Source organism: Mesorhizobium sp. M0119 (assembly GCF_040322615.1).
Taxonomy (GTDB): Bacteria; Pseudomonadota; Alphaproteobacteria; order Rhizobiales; family Rhizobiaceae; genus Mesorhizobium.
On the sequence record NZ_JAMYTU010000015.1, the window covers coordinates 46,599 to 63,210 of the forward strand.

A 16,612-nucleotide genomic window follows, 5' to 3' on the forward strand; every position below is an offset into this window, starting at 1 on the left:
ATGCCTGCTGAAGCTCCGCGCGGCGTCAAGCTCACCTCCAAGTGGCTCACGATCATCGGCATCGGCGAGGACGGTGTAGCGGGTCTCGGCGACGAGGCCAAGCGGTTGATCGCGGAGGCCGAATTCGTTTTCGGCGGCAAGCGCCACCTTGCCCTCGTCGCGTCGCTCGCCAAAGGCGAAGCCCGCGTCTGGCCGACCCCTTTCGATGCCGAGATGCGCGACGTGCTGGCGCTCTCCGGCAGGCGCGTCTGCGTGCTGCCCTCTGGCGATCCCTTCTACCACGGTGTCGGCGTCACCCTCGCCCGCAAGGTCGCGGCGGAGGATATGCGGGTGATCCCCGCACCCTCGGCCTTCTCACTGGCCGCCTCACGCCTGGGCTGGGCGCTGCAGGACGTCGAGACCATTTCGCTGCATGGTCGCTCGCTCGACCTGATCCGGCCGTTGCTGCATCCTTGCACCCGCATTCTCGCGCTGACCTCGGACAGCGATGCGCCAACAGCGATTGCCCGTCTTATGACCGAGCTCGGCTTCGGCGCTTCGCGGCTGACCGTTCTGGAGGCGCTCGGCGGCCCGAACGAACGGCTGCGCTCGGCGAGCGCCGGCACCTTCGACCTCGCAAAGATCAATCCCCTCAACGTGCTCGCGATCGAAGTTGAATCGACTTCGCAAGCACGCATCCTGCCGCTGACAGCGGGACTTGCCGATCATTTGTTCGAGCATGACGGCCAGATCACCAAGCGCGAAGTGCGCGCGGTCACCCTGTCCGCTCTCGCGCCAAGACGCGGCGAACTGCTGTGGGACATCGGTGCCGGATCGGGCTCCATCGGTATCGAATGGATGCTGGCCCATCGTTCCATGCGCGCGATCGCCGTTGAGGCCGATCCGGCCCGCGCCGCGCGCATCCAACGCAACGCCGCGGCCTGCGGCGTTCCCGGTCTCGCCGTCGTCGAAGGTTCGGCGCCGCAAGCTCTTGCCGGACTGGAAACGCCGGCCGCGATCTTCATCGGCGGCGGCGGCAGCGATGCCGGAGTGCTGGAAAGAGCCCTCGATGCCTTACCTGTCGGCGGCCGCCTCGTCGCCAACGCGGTGACGCTGGAGATGGAGGCGCTGCTGCTTTCCCGTCAGACTGCGTTCGGCGGCGAGCTCACCCGCATCGCGGTATCCCGTGCTTCGCCGGTCGGTTCAATGCAGGCGTGGCGGCCAGCTATGCCGGTCACCCAATGGAGCTGGGTCAAGCCATGATGGTCGCGGGCATCGGCAGCCGCAAAGGCGTCAGCGCGCGCGACGTGCTTGCTGCGGTAGAAACCGCCCTGGAAGCGCACGGGCTTGCCCTGCCCGCGCTTTCGGCCCTCGCGACCGCGTCTCTCAAGCAGGATGAAGCGGCAATCTTCGCCGCCGGACGCGAACTCCGCCTTCCGGTAATCGTTGTCGAGCAGGCCGAACTCAAAGCTGCGTCTACGACTAGCCACTCCGACCTATCGCACGAGCATGCCGGCACGCCGTCGGTTTCCGAAGCCTCGGCGCTTGCCGCCGCCGGCAAAGGCGCAAAACTGCTCGGGCCGCGCACCGTGCTCGGTGCAGTCACCTGCGCCATCGCCATCAGCGGAGATGCGGCATGACCGTCCATTTCATCGGCGCCGGTCCAGGTGCTGCCGACCTGATCACCTTGCGCGGCAGCCGCCTGCTCAGCAGTTGTCCTGTCTGCCTCTATGCCGGATCGATCGTCGCGCCGGAGCTGTTGCAGCACTGCGCGCCCGGAACGCGGTTGATCGATACGGCGCCGATGTCGCTCGACGAGATCGAGGCCGAATATCTGGCCGCCCACGCGGCCGGCCATGATGTCGCCCGCCTGCATTCCGGCGATCTTTCGGTCTGGAGCGCCGTTGCCGAGCAGATCCGCCGGCTGGAAAAGCACGGCATCCCTTACACGCTGACGCCGGGCGTGCCGTCTTTCGCCGCCGCGGCCGCCGCCCTGCGCCGCGAGCTGACCATTCCGGAAGTCGCGCAAAGCCTGGTGCTGACACGCATCTCCGGCCGCGCCTCGAAAATGCCGCCCGGCGAAACGCTGGCCGGCTTCGGCCGCACCGGCGCCACGCTCGCCATCCACCTCGCCATCCATGCCGTCGATCGCGTCGTCGCCGAGCTGACGCCGCATTACGGCGCCGACTGCCCGGTTGCGGTCGTCTTCCGCGCCTCCTGGCCGGACGAGCGCGTGCTGACCGGCACACTGGCCACCATCGAGGCGCAACTGGCCGCCGATCCGATGGAACGCACGGCAATCATCTTCGTCGGCCGCTCGCTGGCAGCGGAGGGCTTTGGCGAAAGTTCACTGTACGACGCGCACTACCAGCGGCGCTTTCGCGGACGGGACGGATTGTGAGCGGCAGCACCAGAAACACTACGGTCGAGCAGGCGCTCACCCGGCTGAATTTCAAGCCGCGCCAGCTTGAGCCCGGGCATGTCTGGCTGGCCGGCGCCGGCCCCGGCGATCCCGGCTGCCTGACGCTGGAAGTGCTGGCCGCCCTCGGACAGTGCGACGCGCTGGTTTATGACGCGCTGGTCTCGCCGGAAGTCGTCGCCGTCGCCGAGGGCGCGGAACTGTTCTATGCCGGCAAGCGCGGTGGCAAGCCCTCGATGAAGCAGGACGACATCACCGCCTTGCTGGTCCGGCTGGCGCGCGCGGGCCGGCGTGTCGTCCGACTGAAGGGCGGCGACCCCTATATATTCGGGCGTGGCGGCGAAGAGGCGCTGGCGCTGGCCGGGGAAACCATCCCGTTCCGTATCCTGCCTGGCCTGACGTCCGGCCTCAGCGCACTGGCCGCGACCGGCATTCCCGGCACCATGCGCGGCATCAACAAGGCGCTGATCCTGGCGACAGGCCATGCCGCCGGCACCGATGATGATCTCGACTGGGCGGCCATCGCCCGTACCGGCCAGCCGGTGGTCATCTACATGGGCATGGCCAACCTGCCGCTGATCGCCGCTTCGCTGCTCGACGGCGGCCTGCCATCTTCGACGCCCGCCGCGGTCATCGTTGCCGCAACGACGCCGCAGGAGCGCATCGTCGTCGCCACGCTCGCCACAATTGCCGAGGAAGCGGCGGCAGCCGGCTTGACCTCGCCGGCGCTGATCGTCGTCGGCGGCATCGTCGGCATGCGCGCGGCGCTGGCGGGTGAGCCATGACCCGCGCCATCATCATCGGCGCGCCACGCTCGGGCTCGGGCAAGACCAGCGTCACAATCGGCATCTTGCGCGCGCTCGCCCGGCGCGGCCTGAAAGTGCGCGGCGCCAAATCCGGCCCGGATTATATCGATCCCGGCTTCCACACCGCAGCCACGGGCCTGTCCGGCGTCAATCTCGACAGCTGGGCAATGCCGCCCGCCCTGCTCAACGCGCTGGCCGGCGAAGCGACCGAAGATGCCGATTTTATCTTCCTCGAAAGCGCCATGGGCCTGTTCGACGGCATTCCGGCTGCTCCGGGCCGAACCGGCTCGGCTGCCGACCTTGCCCGGCTCTACGGCCTGCCGGTGCTGCTGGTGCTCGATGTCTCCGGCCAGTCGACCACGGCAGCGGCCGTCGCCAAAGGTTTTGCCACCTACGATCCGGATGTACGCATGGCGGGGATCGTGCTCAACCGGCTGGGCAGCGAGCGCCACCGCCGGCTATGCGGCGATGCCATCGAGGCACTCGGCCTGCCTGTCGTCGGCGCCATCCTGCGCGATCCCTCGCTCAACCTGCCCGAGCGCCATCTCGGCCTCGTCCAGGCCGGCGAATATGAGAATCTGATGGCGCATCTCGACCGGCTGGCCGACATGGTCGAGCGCTCGCTCGACCTCGACGCCATCATGGCGCTGGCGGCGCCATTCACACCCGCGCCAGGCAATTTCTGCGACGCGCTGCCGCCGCCCGGCCAGCGCATTGCACTCGCCGAGGACGCCGCCTTTACCTTCCTCTATCCGCATGTGGCCATGCATTGGCGCAAGGCCGGCGCCGAGATCGTTCCGTTCTCGCCGCTCGCCGATGAGGCGCCTGGCGACGATAGCGATGTCTGTTGGCTGCCCGGCGGCTATCCCGAGCTTCATGCCGGCCGCCTCGCGGCCGCGGCGAATTTCAGGGCCGGCATGGCGAGGTTCGCCGCCACGCGTCCGGTGCATGGCGAGTGCGGCGGCTTCATGGTCCTCGGCGAGGCGCTCGAGGACGCCTCGGGCGAGACGCATCGGATGCTCGGCCTGCTAGGCCATTCGACCAGCTTCGCCAAGCGCAAGATGAATCTCGGCTACCGCGAGGCGCGGCTGCGTTCCGGGTGTCCGCTCGGCAGCCAAGGCACGCTGATCCGCGGCCACGAATTCCACTACGCGCAGATGATTGCGACCGGCAATGACGAGCCGCTGGCCGACCTCGCCGACGGACAAGGCAATCCGCTCGGCGCCTCTGGCTACTGGCGCGAAAATGTCAGCGGCACCTTCTTCCATGCCATTGCGAGGGGCGCATGAAGGCGTCGCAACAGCAAATTCTCGAAGACATCGCGCTTTGCCTCGTCTTCTTCACCCGGCTGCCGCTGCCGAGGGCCGACTTCCGTGGCCGCAGCTTTGCCGCTGCGATCTGGGCGGCACCGGTCGCCGGTCTCGCCGTCGCTCTGGCCGGTGCGCTGGTGTACGCCGTCGGGACGAGGCTCGGCCTTGCCGAGGGTCCTGCTGCGGCATTGACCCTTGCCGCAATCTTGCTTGCCACCGGCTGCCTGCATGAAGACGGGCTTTCGGACGTCACGGACGGCTTTGGCGGCGGCAAGACGCGCGACCGGAAATTGGAGATCATGCGCGACAGCCGCATCGGTGCCTACGGCGCCTGCGCGCTCGGCATCTCGCTGCTGATCCGCTGGAGCGTGCTCTCTGGATTCGCCGGCCCGGCTCATGTCCTTTGGGCCCTCATTGCCGCGCAAGCGGCTTCGCGCGGCCTGCTCGGCGCCTTCATGCACCTGCTGCCACCGGCCCGCGCCGACGGCCTCTCGGTTGATGCAGGCACAGTCACGGCCGAAACCGCTATAGCCGGTGCTGTGCTCGGTGCGGCCGCGCTGCTAGCGCTTGGGTTCGGCGCCGCCGTTTTCGCCCTCATCCTGCTTGCGCTTTTATTTACCGCGTTCCGCGCGCTGTGCCTCAACCAGATCGGCGGCCAGACCGGCGACACCGTCGGCGCCCTGCAGCAGCTGGGCGAGATCGCAATCCTGCTTGTCGCTTCCGTTTCCCTTTCCTGACTCTGTTTCGGAGATTTCGTCCCCATGCCTTTCAAATCGTTCGATGAACTGCGCGCCGCCTGCCTCGACCTGCCCAGTGGCAGCGATGCCGCCGCCAATGCCGTCGCCCGCCGCCAGGACACGCTGACCAAGCCGCAAGGCAGCCTCGGCCGGCTGGAGACAATAGCCGCCTGGCTGGCGCGCTGGCAGGGCCGCGACATGCCAAAGCTCGACCGCGTCAAGGTCTTCGTCTTTGCCGGCAATCACGGCGTTACCGCGCAAGGCGTGTCGGCCTTCCCGTCGGAAGTCACCGTGCAGATGGTGGCGAATTTCGCCGGCGGCGGCGCCGCCATCAACCAGCTTGCCCGTATCGCCGACGCGGAGCTGGACGTCATCCCGCTCGACCTCGACCGTCCGACCGGCGACTTCACGCAAGAGCCGGCGATGGACGACGAGGCCTTCCTCACCGCCGTCTCGGCAGGCTACGACGCGATCAGCAGGGATCTCGACCTAGTCTGTTTCGGCGAAATGGGTATCGGCAACACCACGCCGGCGGCAGCCATCTCGACCGCGCTGTTCGGCGGTGGCGCGGAAAGATGGACTGGGCGCGGCACCGGCGTCGACGACGCCGGCCTCGTGCGCAAGATCGTCGCCATCGAGGCCGGCCTGAAGCGCCACGCCCCGGCGCTGGCCGATCCCCTGAAGGTAGCGGCAGCCCTCGGCGGGCGCGAGCTTGCGGCGATCTTGGGCGCAACGCTGGCAGCGCGCCATCTCGGCGTGCCGGTATTGCTCGACGGCTTCGTCTGCACCGCCGCCGCAGCACCCTTGGCCGGACTGCATCCCGCCGGCCTTGCCCACACCATGGCCGCTCACGTCTCAGCCGAATCCGGCCACCGCCGCCTCTTGGAGGCGCTCGGTCTGCCACCCTTGCTCGATCTCGGCATGCGTCTCGGCGAAGGCTCCGGCGCCTGCCTGGCGGTCAACATCGTCCGCTCGGCACTGGAATGCCACGCCCGCATGGCAAGTTTTGCCGAGGCTGGGGTCTCGGAGAAGTAATGCGGGCCTAAGCGCGGATTCCATTGATGAACGAACCTTCACAGATTTTCGGAGACCCCAAACAGGGGCTTCGCGATATTCTTGCTCGGATTATCGGAGATTTCGACAGCAAGAGCGGAGCTTTTGCCGGGCTGAAATACAATTCGCCGTGGATACTGGCCACAGAAGATTGGGCAGAGCGATCAGGCCATACGGTCGAAGAGCTGTGCGAGATGATTTCTCGATGGCGGATTTCAGTCCGCTCTGGGAATCCGACGAATCCGCGAATCGTCCAGATTTTTGAAGATCTTCGCAATGCCGCAGAAGAATGGCGAGCAGAAAGCGGCTATTACGATCCGCCAACCCATCTAACTCCAGAATTGACGACTTTCCCTAATCGCAAAGAACTGAAAGCCCATACCCTTAAGGCATGGAGTTCTTTGGGATTGGCGAGGCAATGGCATAACTACGATGCCAGGGACCTTGGTTTCTGCGGAATTTTTGAGGACAGATTTGGTCACAATGTTACAGTCAGAATGACCTTCAAGCTTGGATATGGTGGGCCGATCCGGCTGAATTTTCACTTTCCTTACTACGCAGACGATGAACCTACATTCTTTGAACTGGGCGGTCTCTCGGGCGAGGCGCTATTCCATACACTTCGACTGCCCAGGCATCCTGAACTCGAATGGATCGCTGGCAAAAGCAAGACAAACTTCGAAGCCGTCGACGGCGTGCTCGCCATAACGCGGGCGATCCTCAGCTATCTGCGACCAACCATCCAATAGCACTCGAATGAATGCGGCCACCGGACGGCCGCAAAACATCCCGCTGTAGGGTCTTTCCACCAAATCCTGGAGATTTTTGGTGGGTGCGCACAGGATTGAACTGTGGACCCGCTGATTAAGAGTCAGCTGCTCTACCAACTGAGCTACGCACCCACTCGGCCGGCAAAACCGGCGTTGGCGGGCATATAGCCGCCGACATCCGCCATGTCCAGCCCGGTGGGATTCATTTCCCGACAAATTGCCGAAGTGCCGCGCCCGTCAAACAAAAAGCCTGCCTTCCGCCACCTTGATCGCATGGCCGCCGATGCGGGCGGCCGTCAGTTTGCCACCTTCGACATTCAGTTCGAGGCGAATGCGCGACGGCCGGCCCATCTCCAGCCCCTGCTCGATCCACAGTTGTGAAACGCCGTCGGTCGGGCGGTCGAAATGCATGATCGCGCCAGCGAACGCGGCCGCCGCTGAGCCGGTCGCCGGGTCTTCGTAGGACGGATTACCGGGCACCATCATGCGGACATGGAAGGCACTGTCGTGGTGCACCGTCTCGCGGCAATAGATGTAGGGGCTGGCGAAGGCCCATTCGCTTTTGCGTGGTGCGAGCTCCGACCACGCCTGGTTATCCAGCCTGATCCGGGCAGCCGCCTCCAGATTGGCGACGGGGATGGTCACGTAAGGCACTCCAGCCGACCAGAATGAAACGCGGTGGTTCTCGAAGCCGATCTCGTGCGGTCCGAGGCCAAGTGCGGCGCCGATCGCCTCGGGATCGGCCGACAATTCCAGCTGCGCCGGCAGTTTCGCCAGGTCGAACTCGGCAAAGGTCGAACCATCGTGCTTGCTGACAGCGCAGCGCACCGGGCCGATATTCTCCTCCAGCACGAAGATGCCGGCGGCCTCTCCCGCCAATTCGGCGAGCGCTATCGCCGAGCCGACGGTTGGGTGGCCGGCGAACGGCATTTCATAGTCGGGCGTGAAGATACGGATGCGGGCCCGGTGCTTCGGATTGTCCGGCGGCAGCACGAAGACGGTTTCGGACAGGTTGAACTCGCGCGCCACCGCCTGCATCGCCGCAACGTCCAGCCCGTCACAGTCGAGCACCACGGCCAGCGGATTGCCGGCCAGCCGGTTGGCGGTGAATACGTCGTAAAGCAAGTAATTCCGCGGCTGCATCTCAGTAAGTCCTCTGCCTCATTCCCAACATGAGCGAAATTTAATTTGAATTTTGAACCATTAGGCCTGATTTGTGCACTGATGGGATATCACTGAACATAGGGGTCCGGCGTGGACCAGATTGTCAATCTGCCAAAGACGGAATCCGCTTCCGCCATCGAGACGGCGCTCGGGCTTGACCACCAGGGCCTGAAGACAAAACGCCGTCGCGGTTGGCTTTACGCAGTGTTCGCACTGCTTGCCGTCGCCGCGAGTGTCGTCGGCTACCAGTGGTATGCGGGCTCGCCCGCCAAGATCGAGTATACCACGACACTGGCCGCCATGGCCGATCTTACCGTCGCGGTGTCGGCCACCGGCACGCTGCAACCCCTCACCCAGGTCGATATTTCCAGCGAACTCTCCGGCGTCGTCCGCTCGGTCGCGGTCAACGAGAACCAGCTGGTGAAGAAGGGCGATGTGCTGGCCGCGCTCGACACCGCCAAGCTGGAGGTGCAGATCGAGCGTGCCCAGGCCTCCGCCAAGGCAGCGGCGGCGAGTGTCGAGGACGCCACCGTGACCCTGGCCGAAAACGAAAAGGTGCTGGTGCGCGCGGCACAACTGACCAAGCGCGGCATGGCGACGGACCAGTCGCTTGAAGCGACAACCGCCACGCGCGACCGCTCGAAGGCAGCGCTCGATATCGCGAAAGCCAACCTCGCTATGGCCAATGCCGATCTCAAGGCGCAGCAGACGGATCTTGCCAAGAGCACCATCTACGCTCCGATCGACGGCATCATATTGACGCGCTCGGTCGATCCCGGCCAGACGGTCGCCTCCTCGCTGCAGGCGCCGGTGCTGTTCGTCATCGCCGCCGATCTGAAGAACATGGAGCTGAAAGCTGCGGTCGACGAGGCCGACATCGGCGCCGTCAGGCCCGGCCAGCATGCGCGCTTCACCGTCGATGCCTTCCCGGAACGGCCGTTCGACGCCGAAATCCGCGATATTTCCTACGCTTCGGTCACCACCGACGGCGTCGTCACTTACGATGCAAGGCTGGATGTCGACAACAGCGAGCTTCTGTTGCGGCCCGGTATGACCGCCACCGTCTCGGTCGTCACCAAGCAGGCCAAAAACGTGCTCACCGTGCCGTCCATCGCCTTCCGCTACCGGCCGGCGCAGACGGCGGAGCGCGGCTGGAGCCTCACCGACCTGTTCACCGGCCGCATGGGACGCCCCGGTGGCAACCGCCAGCGCCAGGCGGCGGCGAAGCCCACCGACGGCTCGCGCACGCTCTACGTGCTGGAGAATGGGCGGCCGCATCCGGTCAACGTCAGGGTCGGCTCGACAGATGGCGAACTGACCGAGATCGTCTCCGGCCTGGAGGAAGGTGCGCAAGTCATTGCCGCCTCGCAGCAGCGGAGCTGATCGTGGCATCGGGCGCGACCCTCATCGGCTTCGACAAGGTCTGGAAAAGCTATGGCCAGGGCGAAGCCCGGGTGCATGCGCTGGCCGGCGTCGACCTTGCCATCAGACGCGGCGAATTCGTCGCCATCATGGGCCCGTCCGGTTCGGGCAAATCGACGGCCATGAACATCATTGGCTGCCTCGACACGCCGACGGCCGGGACCTACAGCTTCGAAGGCATCGACGCCGGCCGTCTCGACCGCAACCGCCGCGCTCAGCTGCGCAACCTCTATGTCGGCTTCGTGTTCCAGGGCTATAATCTCTTGCCGCGCACCACGGCGGCCGAGAATGTCGAACTGCCGCTGATCTATCGCGGCGTTGGTGCCCGCGAGCGCCGCGGCCTTGCCATGCAGGCACTTGCCGAGGTCGGCCTTGTCGGCCGCGAGCATCATACGCCGGCCGAGCTGTCCGGCGGCCAGCAGCAGCGCGTGGCGATCGCCCGCGCCATCGTCACCAGGCCGACGCTGCTCGTTGCCGACGAGCCGACCGGCAATCTCGACACCGCCCGCACGCACGAGATCATGGAGCTCCTGACGCAGCTGAACGGCGAGCTCGGCCTGACCATCGCCATGGTCACGCACGAAGCCGATGTCGCCGGCTATGCGCAGCGCACGATCCGTTTCCTCGATGGCCATGTCGCCTCGGACACAGCCAGTCTCGAGATGGCCTAGCCATGATCTGGGAAACCGTTCGCCTCTCGCTCCGCTCCATCCGCCGCAACGTGCTGCGCTCGTTCCTGACGCTGCTCGGCATCGTCATCGGCGTCGCCGCCGTCATCGCCATGCTGACCATCGGCTCGGGCACCACCGAGAAGGTCAAGTCCGATATTTCCAAGCTCGGCAGCAACCTGCTTGTCATCCGTTCCGGCCGCCCTGCCGGGCCTGGCGGACCTGGAGGGCTCGATCAGGTCATCCGACCGCTGGGCGACAAGGACCTCGCAGCGCTTGTCGCGCATCTGGATGGCGCGCGCGCCATCTCGCCGGCCTCGCAAAAGCAGGTACGCGTCATTTTCGGCACCGAAAGCCTGACCTCGGGCGTGACCGGCACCGACAGCGCCTATCTCGATGCCCGCGACTGGAAGCTGGTTTCGGGCCGCCCGTTCAGCGATTCGGAAACCCGCTCGGGCACTGGCGTCTGCCTCATCGGCGAGACGGTGCGCCAGCAGTTCTTCGGCGCCGGCGACCCCGAAGGCGAGATCATCCGCGTCAACCGCACCTCCTGCAACGTCATCGGCTTGCTCGAACCGAAGGGCTACACCGGCTTTGGCCAGGACCAGGACAATGTCGTGCTGATGCCGCTCGCAGCCTATCAGCGTCGCATTGCCGGCAACCGCGACATCGAGTCGATCTATGTCGCCGCCGACGACCGTACGCCAACCACGGTGCTGCAGCAGCGCGTTGAGGACATTTTGCGCGACACACGCCGCATCACGCCCGACCGTGACGATGATTTCTCGATCCGCGACATGACCCAGATCGCCGATGCCATGGCCAGCGCGACCACGACCATGACCGGCATGCTCGGCGCCGTCGCCGGAGTCAGCCTGCTCGTCGGCGGCATCGGCATCATGAACATCATGCTGGTGTCGGTAACCGAGCGCACGCGCGAGATCGGCATCAGGCTCGCCATCGGCGCCCACGAAAAGCACATCCTCATCCAGTTCCTGGTCGAGGCGACAGTGCTGTCGCTGCTTGGCGGCATCATCGGCATCCTGATCGGCCTTGCACTGGCCGGCCTCGCCTCGCTAACGCTGACGATCCCGTTTGCGCCAAGCCCGGCGGTCATCCTGCTTGCGGTCGGCTTTTCTGCGCTGATCGGCATGGTATTCGGCTTCTTCCCGGCGCTGCGCGGCGCGCGGCTCAACCCCATCGACGCGCTGAGACATGAGTAGGTGTTGCAGCAAGTATCGCTCCAGACGCTGCCAATTTTTTATGCAATCTGCCCTTGTCGCAGCACAATCTGCAATGATAACAATGCTGTTGGGGACTAAGGGGGGAACAATGGATGAGCAAGAAAGGGCGACTGGCTCTGGCGATGGTGATCGTCGAATCCACCTTGGCAGGGCTTTGGTGGAATTTGATCCGTTATGGAATGGATAATCCCGATCGCGTCACCGCTGACTTCCAGCAGGTAATTGGGCAGATGATGGGAACGGCGATGGGGGCGCTCCTGGGTCTCGGCGTGCTGTTGTATTTCGTCGCTGCCCGTAGCGACCGCAAGGCTATTGAAGGCAGGTTGCGACGTTAGAGTCGGAATCCTTGCCCGCAAAGTGCCATTCGATCAGCGGTCTCATATGCGGCATCATCCCGTCCGGCAGGTCGGCTGCATTGCGGATGATGACGGGGCCTTCGATTTCAGGCTCTGACTCGGCCGCGACGAAAGAGCTGATCCGCTGTGCCAGGTCGTCGGCGGAGGCCGTCTCGCGGTAGCGGCGAAAGATCACCGTGCCGCTTGCCGTCGACAGGGCGTAATGGCGCTTGCCGCGTGTCGCGCCTGATAGGTCGAGGCCGGTCTCCTCCCGCACCTCGCGGATCATGTTGAAGTCGACGTCGACAAGGCCGTCGCGGAAATCGGTTGGCTCGAAGGAACCGGCGGCGAAGTAGATGCGCCCGGCATTGACCGTATGCGGCGCCATGCGGATCGCCACCAGCGCATTGTCGTCGGCGACCAGCATGGCATGGGCATAGGCGTGCTCGGCCCCGGCCACCTGTCGATTGCCGCGCCAAAGCATGAAGGTCGAATAACGCACCGCATGGCAGCGGCCGACGAGGCGATTGTCGCGATAGCTGAGAGCGGAAAGCAGCACCACGGTGCCGTCGAAAAGCGCCGGCTTGGCTGCGGTCTCACGCCGCCAGTTTGCGGCGATCGCCTCGGCATTATCGCGCTCGAACGGATGCGGGCCGGGATCAAGCCTGACGTCGATGGCATCGACCGGCAGGATGACGTTGCGCGGCAGGTCGAAACTCACGCCTGTCTCACGCCATGTCGAGGGCAATTGCTACGGGGCAATGGTCGGATGCCTTGGGCCGGTCCCATCCGGCGCGTGGAAAGCGCTCGACCTCCTGACCTGCCGGAAAAATAGTCCGCCAGGGCTGGCCGTTGCGGATTATATCGGGAACGGCGGTGGCGTTCTGCCTGGCTAGCGCCCTCGACAGAAGGATGTAGTCGAGCTGGCAGAGATGCCGCTCTTCCGGTCCGCGCGTGTGATAGAAAGTCCAGCGATCCATTTCCGGCCGCCGCTCGACCGCGTTTTCGCAAAAGCCGCCGGCAGTGAGCACGTCGATGCAGGACCGGGTTTCGTCGATGACCTCGAAGCGATAGCCGTCGACGACATCGCCGGTAATCTTCACGCGCTGCCGGTAGTCGTTCATGTCGCCGCAGATTGCCCAGCGCTTGTCGGCGGCATGGTCCTTGCCGAAACGCTCCTCGATGATCCGGCGCACCGCTTGCGCCTCGGCGATGCGCAGCGGCATTGTCGCCTCGCGGCCGTCGAGGCCGTTACGGGGCGAGCCCATCGACTTGAAATGCACGAGATAGAGCGTCAACGGCGCGCCTGCGACGGTCAGATCGACTTCCAGGCAGTCGCGCCGGAAGATGCGTTCATTGGCCTGGTGACCAAGCGCTGCCAATTCCGCCGTGTGCAGCCCGAATTGCTCGAACGTGACATAGGCGTAGCTGGTCATACGCACGAATTCGATCGGCTGGCCCTGCGCGGTCTCGTTGCGCATCATCAGGGCGACGTCGATACCGCGCGAATCATTGCCGGCGGTGGTGTATTTCTGCCGGTAGCCTTGCCCCACCATCTTGAATAGATAGCCATATTCGAAGGCCCTCAGCGCCTCGATGTTGTCGACCTCCTGCATGCAGATAATGTCGGCGCGGGTGGCCGCGATCGCCAGCGCCGTCAACTGGCGCGTGTCGTCAGACTGCGCGATGGCCCGCGCCTGCTCGAGCATCTTGTATTCGGCCTCGCTCTGGATGTCGAAAAGCGCCAGCGTGCGATCTTCGTTGAGCTGATTGCGGTATCCGGAATAATCAAACCTGTTCATCAGGTTTTCGACGTTGAAGGTGGCAAGGCGCAGCGACATGGCTTTGACCTTTGCCCGCAAGCGCGCCCGAAAACAAGGGCGCAGAAACCAAGCGGCTCTGATTGATCGCGCGCTCGCCATGGTTGACGGAACCTTTTTGTTCATCTTCCGTTCAGATGGAAAGTTCCATCAATAGGCCCTTCCCCGGGGTATTCTGGGCGTGGGGCCTGAACCTTCGGAGAGTGCGATGAAACCGCTCTTTTTATCTTCCGTCAGATCCGGGCTGATGTCCCTCGGTCTGATAGCCGGCCTCTCGGCCCCCTCGCTTGCCGGGCCGATGCCCAAACCCCTGCTGCCGGTGGCGGGCAATGCCGCCGACATCGTGCAAATTCGTGAAGATTGGGCAGGCGGCAACGACAGGCAGATCTGGCGTTGGCGCAATCGTGGCTTTCGGCAATGGCACGGCGACAATGATTGGAGATGGCGGTCCCACAATTTCCGCGGCCATCATTTTTCGAGACACTGGGACAATGGCGGCTGGGACGACAGCTGGCGCTGGCGCCACCATCGCCGCCATTACCGCGGCGGCTACTATGATGATAGTGCGGGCGCCGCGATTCTTGGCTTGGGCCTGGGGTTCGGCCTTGGCAGCCTGTACAACAGCTATAACTACTACGACGCGCCGCCACCGCGCCGCTATTATCGCGCAGGGCGGCTTTCCAGTGCACATGTCCAATGGTGTTACAATCGCTACCGGTCGTACCGCGCCTGGGACAACACCTTCCAGCCCTATTACGGGCCGCGCCAGCAATGCTACTCGCCCTATAGGTAAGCAGGCCGACAACAAGCATCATTCGGCGCCGTGCTTCGCGGCGCCTTTTTCTTCCAGCCAGGAATCGCGAAAATCGCCCAGTCTCACTGGTGATAACGCTATTTTTATCAGGCAGGTCTAATAATCCTCCCGATCAGAACGCCCGAGACGCGAAGATGGCTGGATTGCGTGCAATGGCCGAGGACGAACAGAGGGACAAACGCCGGCAGCGCGTCTTGAAGGGCGCGACGATCCTGACCGGCATGACCAATTCCGAGGTCACATGCACGCTGCGCAACATGCATGCCGGCGGCGCCGAATTGAAGGTCTCGATCGACGCGCGCGTGCCCGATGAGTTCCTGCTCTATGTTCCGACCGACGGCATTGCCTACGAGGCCGTGGTCCGCTGGCGCCGCGAGGATCGCATCGGCGTGATGTTCACCGGCACTCAGCCAAAGCCAAGTTGGCATTACGGCTGATATCTCCCGGCGCTATCCGGGCGGCAGGACTTGGAGTGTCTGCTCGTCAAACAAAGGCTCATCCTGGCCAACGCGAACGAATAGAAGCTTTCGCAGTTCGGGTGATTGCACCTCGAAATACTGAATGCCGTCCGGGGCTTCGCCCCATTCGCCGCAAGGCGGTTCGCCGACCTCGTCAGGGTTGGCGGCGGCCTTCAATTCGCTGAGATAAACGGCATCGGGACTGAAGACATACCGCAGGGTGCCCGCGGGCGTGACCCCTTCGGTGAAAGGCATGAGCACGCAACGTGTGCTGATGGCTTTCTCGGTCTTCTGGGTAAAAATGCGCTGCAACGCAGCGACGGCCGCTTCGCCCGGCAGCATATCGAAGACTTCGACGACGGGATCGGCCGGCCCGCCGTCGCTGTATTTGATGGCAAGCGCATTGCCGCCAAGCTCGAAATGAATCCGGCGAAAACCGAAATCGCAGCGCTGCACCCAGGCAGCCAGCCCGACATCCTTGTCCGCCAGCCGTTCCCAAGCGCACTTGTCGACAGGCGGACGCGACGGCTTGCTTTGGTCGGCACGAGCGCCGGTGGCCATGGCCATAAGGACCGGCAGGGCGAAGATGCAGGCCGGCAGTCTCTTGCTATTCATCGCTACAACCCGTCAAGCTAAAGGCGTCCCAGGCTGAACCATCGGGATTGGCTTTGGCGAAATCGGGCCATTCGGTAAAAATCGCGCCGAAGTCAGGCAACAGCAACCCTGCCGGTGCCGGCGAGGCTTCGCGGGAGCTCAACTGCTCGGCACCGCCTGCGTTGAACGCATAGACCTGCCCATCCCACACTCTGCACAGCCCGGTGCCGTCCTCGAGACCCGCCTCGCGATCGTCGTCGGTGCAGGTGTGCCGGATCGTGCCCACAGGAAACGAGTACTTGCCATTGGTCCAGGTGATGTCCGACGGCAGATGAATGTCGGTGTTGGGCACGATCAGCGAAAAGACCTCTGTCGTCAGCGCAGCCGGCTCGTTGTTGGTTGGCCGGAACTGTATCGTCGCTCCCGAACGCGGCTCGCGATAGGTCGCATGGCTGAGCGAACATTCTGTTGCGTTCGCTGCATGCAACAGGCTCAGCATGCTCAGAAAAATAGCTGCTGCTTTGCGGATGATCATTTAAGTCCCTTGGAGCAGCATCATTGTGAAGTTTGAGCATCGATGCTTTAGCATGGCCCAGGGCCACGCCGAAAAGAAAGAATCGATGATGCGAAATCCCCTGATGCTCATTTCGATCCTAGCATTTTCGTGCGGCCACGCCTTCGCCGCGGAACAGTATGTGGGCACGTGGTCCGGGAACAGATCGAACTGTACCGCCGTTGCGGATGTTCAACGCCAGACTGTCTACACATTGTACCGCGACGCGCTGTCGGTCCCTGCTCTCGGCTGCGAACACGCAACGTTCCTCAAGACGCCAACGGGCTGGGTGGCGCGGGCCAGCCAATGCTACGGATCCAACCCGTCGGCCGAAGAGCCGTTCTCCCGTGTCATCCATATTGTTGTCGACGGTGCGACGGTGAGATTGACTTGGCCTGGCTTCGACAGCGGAGTTCTTGTCAGATGCTGAAGACAGGTGCCCTTCCTCTGGATCTACAGCGTCTCG

At 64.2% G+C, this 16,612-nt stretch carries 21 protein-coding genes and 1 tRNA gene; 16 read left to right on the top strand and 6 right to left on the bottom strand.

What is annotated here, in order from left to right:
- From cbiE to NKJ40_RS16315, 8 genes are read left to right on the top strand one after another with little or no spacing between them, the layout of a single operon-like run.
- Positions 1-1,242 carry a precorrin-6y C5,15-methyltransferase (decarboxylating) subunit CbiE gene (cbiE, locus tag NKJ40_RS16280; protein ID WP_352466881.1) on the top strand — a complete coding sequence of 414 codons (1,242 nt, stop codon included), beginning with the start codon at positions 1-3 and terminating at the stop codon, positions 1,240-1,242.
- Positions 1,239-1,619, top strand: a complete 381-nt coding sequence (locus tag NKJ40_RS16285; RefSeq protein ID WP_352466882.1) for a cobalamin biosynthesis protein — start codon at positions 1,239-1,241, stop codon at positions 1,617-1,619. The genes cbiE and NKJ40_RS16285 overlap by 4 nt, the downstream gene beginning before the upstream one ends.
- Positions 1,616-2,380: a precorrin-4 C(11)-methyltransferase gene (cobM, locus tag NKJ40_RS16290; RefSeq protein ID WP_352466883.1), complete on the top strand. Its 765-nt coding sequence runs from the start codon at positions 1,616-1,618 to the stop codon at positions 2,378-2,380. Before NKJ40_RS16285 ends, cobM begins: the two co-directional genes overlap by 4 nt.
- Positions 2,377-3,183, top strand: a complete 807-nt coding sequence (cobA, locus tag NKJ40_RS16295) for a uroporphyrinogen-III C-methyltransferase (protein WP_352466884.1) — start codon at positions 2,377-2,379, stop codon at positions 3,181-3,183. Before cobM ends, cobA begins: the two co-directional genes overlap by 4 nt.
- On the top strand, positions 3,180-4,493 hold the full coding sequence (locus NKJ40_RS16300; protein ID WP_352466885.1) for a cobyrinic acid a,c-diamide synthase CobB: 1,314 nt from the start codon (positions 3,180-3,182) through the stop codon (positions 4,491-4,493). Before cobA ends, NKJ40_RS16300 begins: the two co-directional genes overlap by 4 nt.
- The gene (locus tag NKJ40_RS16305) at positions 4,490-5,251 is read left to right on the top strand and encodes an adenosylcobinamide-GDP ribazoletransferase (RefSeq protein ID WP_352466886.1); all 762 of its coding nucleotides are present in this window, start codon (positions 4,490-4,492) and stop codon (positions 5,249-5,251) included. The genes NKJ40_RS16300 and NKJ40_RS16305 overlap by 4 nt, the downstream gene beginning before the upstream one ends.
- Before the next feature lie 24 nt (positions 5,252-5,275).
- Positions 5,276-6,286 carry a nicotinate-nucleotide--dimethylbenzimidazole phosphoribosyltransferase gene (gene cobT, locus NKJ40_RS16310; RefSeq protein WP_352466887.1) on the top strand — a complete coding sequence of 337 codons (1,011 nt, stop codon included), beginning with the start codon at positions 5,276-5,278 and terminating at the stop codon, positions 6,284-6,286.
- A 26-nt stretch (positions 6,287-6,312) separates the two neighbouring features.
- Positions 6,313-7,053: a hypothetical protein gene (locus tag NKJ40_RS16315; RefSeq protein WP_352466888.1), complete on the top strand. Its 741-nt coding sequence runs from the start codon at positions 6,313-6,315 to the stop codon at positions 7,051-7,053.
- A gap of 77 nt (positions 7,054-7,130) precedes the next feature.
- On the opposite strand, the gene NKJ40_RS16320 is transcribed toward NKJ40_RS16315, so the two are convergent.
- Positions 7,131-7,206: transfer RNA gene (locus tag NKJ40_RS16320), tRNA-Lys, on the bottom strand.
- Between the two features lie 105 nt (positions 7,207-7,311).
- On the bottom strand, positions 7,312-8,217 hold the full coding sequence (locus tag NKJ40_RS16325; RefSeq protein ID WP_352466889.1) for a PhzF family phenazine biosynthesis protein: 906 nt from the start codon (positions 8,215-8,217) through the stop codon (positions 7,312-7,314).
- A gap of 111 nt (positions 8,218-8,328) precedes the next feature.
- On the opposite strand from NKJ40_RS16325, the gene NKJ40_RS16330 reads away from it, so the two are divergent.
- The 4 genes from NKJ40_RS16330 (at position 8,329) to NKJ40_RS16345 (ending at position 11,907) form a co-directional block, all read left to right on the top strand.
- Positions 8,329-9,621, top strand: a complete 1,293-nt coding sequence (locus NKJ40_RS16330; protein ID WP_352466890.1) for an efflux RND transporter periplasmic adaptor subunit — start codon at positions 8,329-8,331, stop codon at positions 9,619-9,621.
- A 2-nt stretch (positions 9,622-9,623) separates the two neighbouring features.
- Complete coding sequence (locus tag NKJ40_RS16335; RefSeq protein ID WP_352466891.1) at positions 9,624-10,331, top strand: ABC transporter ATP-binding protein; 708 nt, start codon at positions 9,624-9,626, stop codon at positions 10,329-10,331.
- A gap of 2 nt (positions 10,332-10,333) precedes the next feature.
- Positions 10,334-11,551: an ABC transporter permease gene (locus NKJ40_RS16340; protein WP_352466892.1), complete on the top strand. Its 1,218-nt coding sequence runs from the start codon at positions 10,334-10,336 to the stop codon at positions 11,549-11,551.
- A gap of 113 nt (positions 11,552-11,664) precedes the next feature.
- Entirely contained in the window at positions 11,665-11,907 is a 243-nt protein-coding gene (locus tag NKJ40_RS16345; RefSeq protein ID WP_352466893.1) for a hypothetical protein, read from the top strand.
- Here the strand turns inward: NKJ40_RS16345 and NKJ40_RS16350 are convergent.
- Together NKJ40_RS16350 and NKJ40_RS16355 are read right to left on the bottom strand one after the other, a co-directional pair.
- Positions 11,882-12,628: a hypothetical protein gene (locus NKJ40_RS16350; RefSeq protein WP_352466894.1), complete on the bottom strand. Its 747-nt coding sequence runs from the start codon at positions 12,626-12,628 to the stop codon at positions 11,882-11,884. The genes NKJ40_RS16345 and NKJ40_RS16350 overlap by 26 nt on opposite strands.
- Positions 12,629-12,635: 7 nt before the next feature.
- On the bottom strand, positions 12,636-13,748 hold the full coding sequence (locus tag NKJ40_RS16355) for an endonuclease/exonuclease/phosphatase family protein (protein WP_352466895.1): 1,113 nt from the start codon (positions 13,746-13,748) through the stop codon (positions 12,636-12,638).
- Between NKJ40_RS16355 and NKJ40_RS16360 the strand changes: the two genes are divergently transcribed.
- The 3 genes from NKJ40_RS16360 (at position 13,747) to NKJ40_RS16370 (ending at position 14,978) form a co-directional block, all read left to right on the top strand.
- Positions 13,747-13,884 carry a hypothetical protein gene (locus NKJ40_RS16360; RefSeq protein WP_156937338.1) on the top strand — a complete coding sequence of 46 codons (138 nt, stop codon included), beginning with the start codon at positions 13,747-13,749 and terminating at the stop codon, positions 13,882-13,884. The two genes, NKJ40_RS16355 and NKJ40_RS16360, sit on opposite strands and share 2 nt — an antisense overlap.
- A gap of 51 nt (positions 13,885-13,935) precedes the next feature.
- The gene (locus tag NKJ40_RS16365) at positions 13,936-14,520 is read left to right on the top strand and encodes a BA14K family protein (protein WP_352466896.1); all 585 of its coding nucleotides are present in this window, start codon (positions 13,936-13,938) and stop codon (positions 14,518-14,520) included.
- A 173-nt stretch (positions 14,521-14,693) separates the two neighbouring features.
- Positions 14,694-14,978, top strand: coding sequence for a PilZ domain-containing protein (locus NKJ40_RS16370; protein ID WP_292659122.1), 285 nt, complete (start codon positions 14,694-14,696; stop codon positions 14,976-14,978).
- Positions 14,979-14,990: 12 nt separating this feature from the next.
- Here the strand turns inward: NKJ40_RS16370 and NKJ40_RS16375 are convergent, their stop codons facing one another.
- Positions 14,991-15,614, bottom strand: coding sequence for a hypothetical protein (locus NKJ40_RS16375; protein WP_352466897.1), 624 nt, complete (start codon positions 15,612-15,614; stop codon positions 14,991-14,993).
- Complete coding sequence (locus tag NKJ40_RS16380) at positions 15,607-16,128, bottom strand: hypothetical protein (protein WP_352466898.1); 522 nt, start codon at positions 16,126-16,128, stop codon at positions 15,607-15,609. The genes NKJ40_RS16375 and NKJ40_RS16380 overlap by 8 nt, the downstream gene beginning before the upstream one ends.
- A 52-nt stretch (positions 16,129-16,180) precedes the next feature.
- Here NKJ40_RS16380 and NKJ40_RS16385 point away from each other — a divergent pair, with 52 nt between their 5' ends.
- Positions 16,181-16,576 carry a hypothetical protein gene (locus NKJ40_RS16385; protein WP_352466899.1) on the top strand — a complete coding sequence of 132 codons (396 nt, stop codon included), beginning with the start codon at positions 16,181-16,183 and terminating at the stop codon, positions 16,574-16,576.
- Positions 16,577-16,612: the final 36 nt, after the last annotated feature.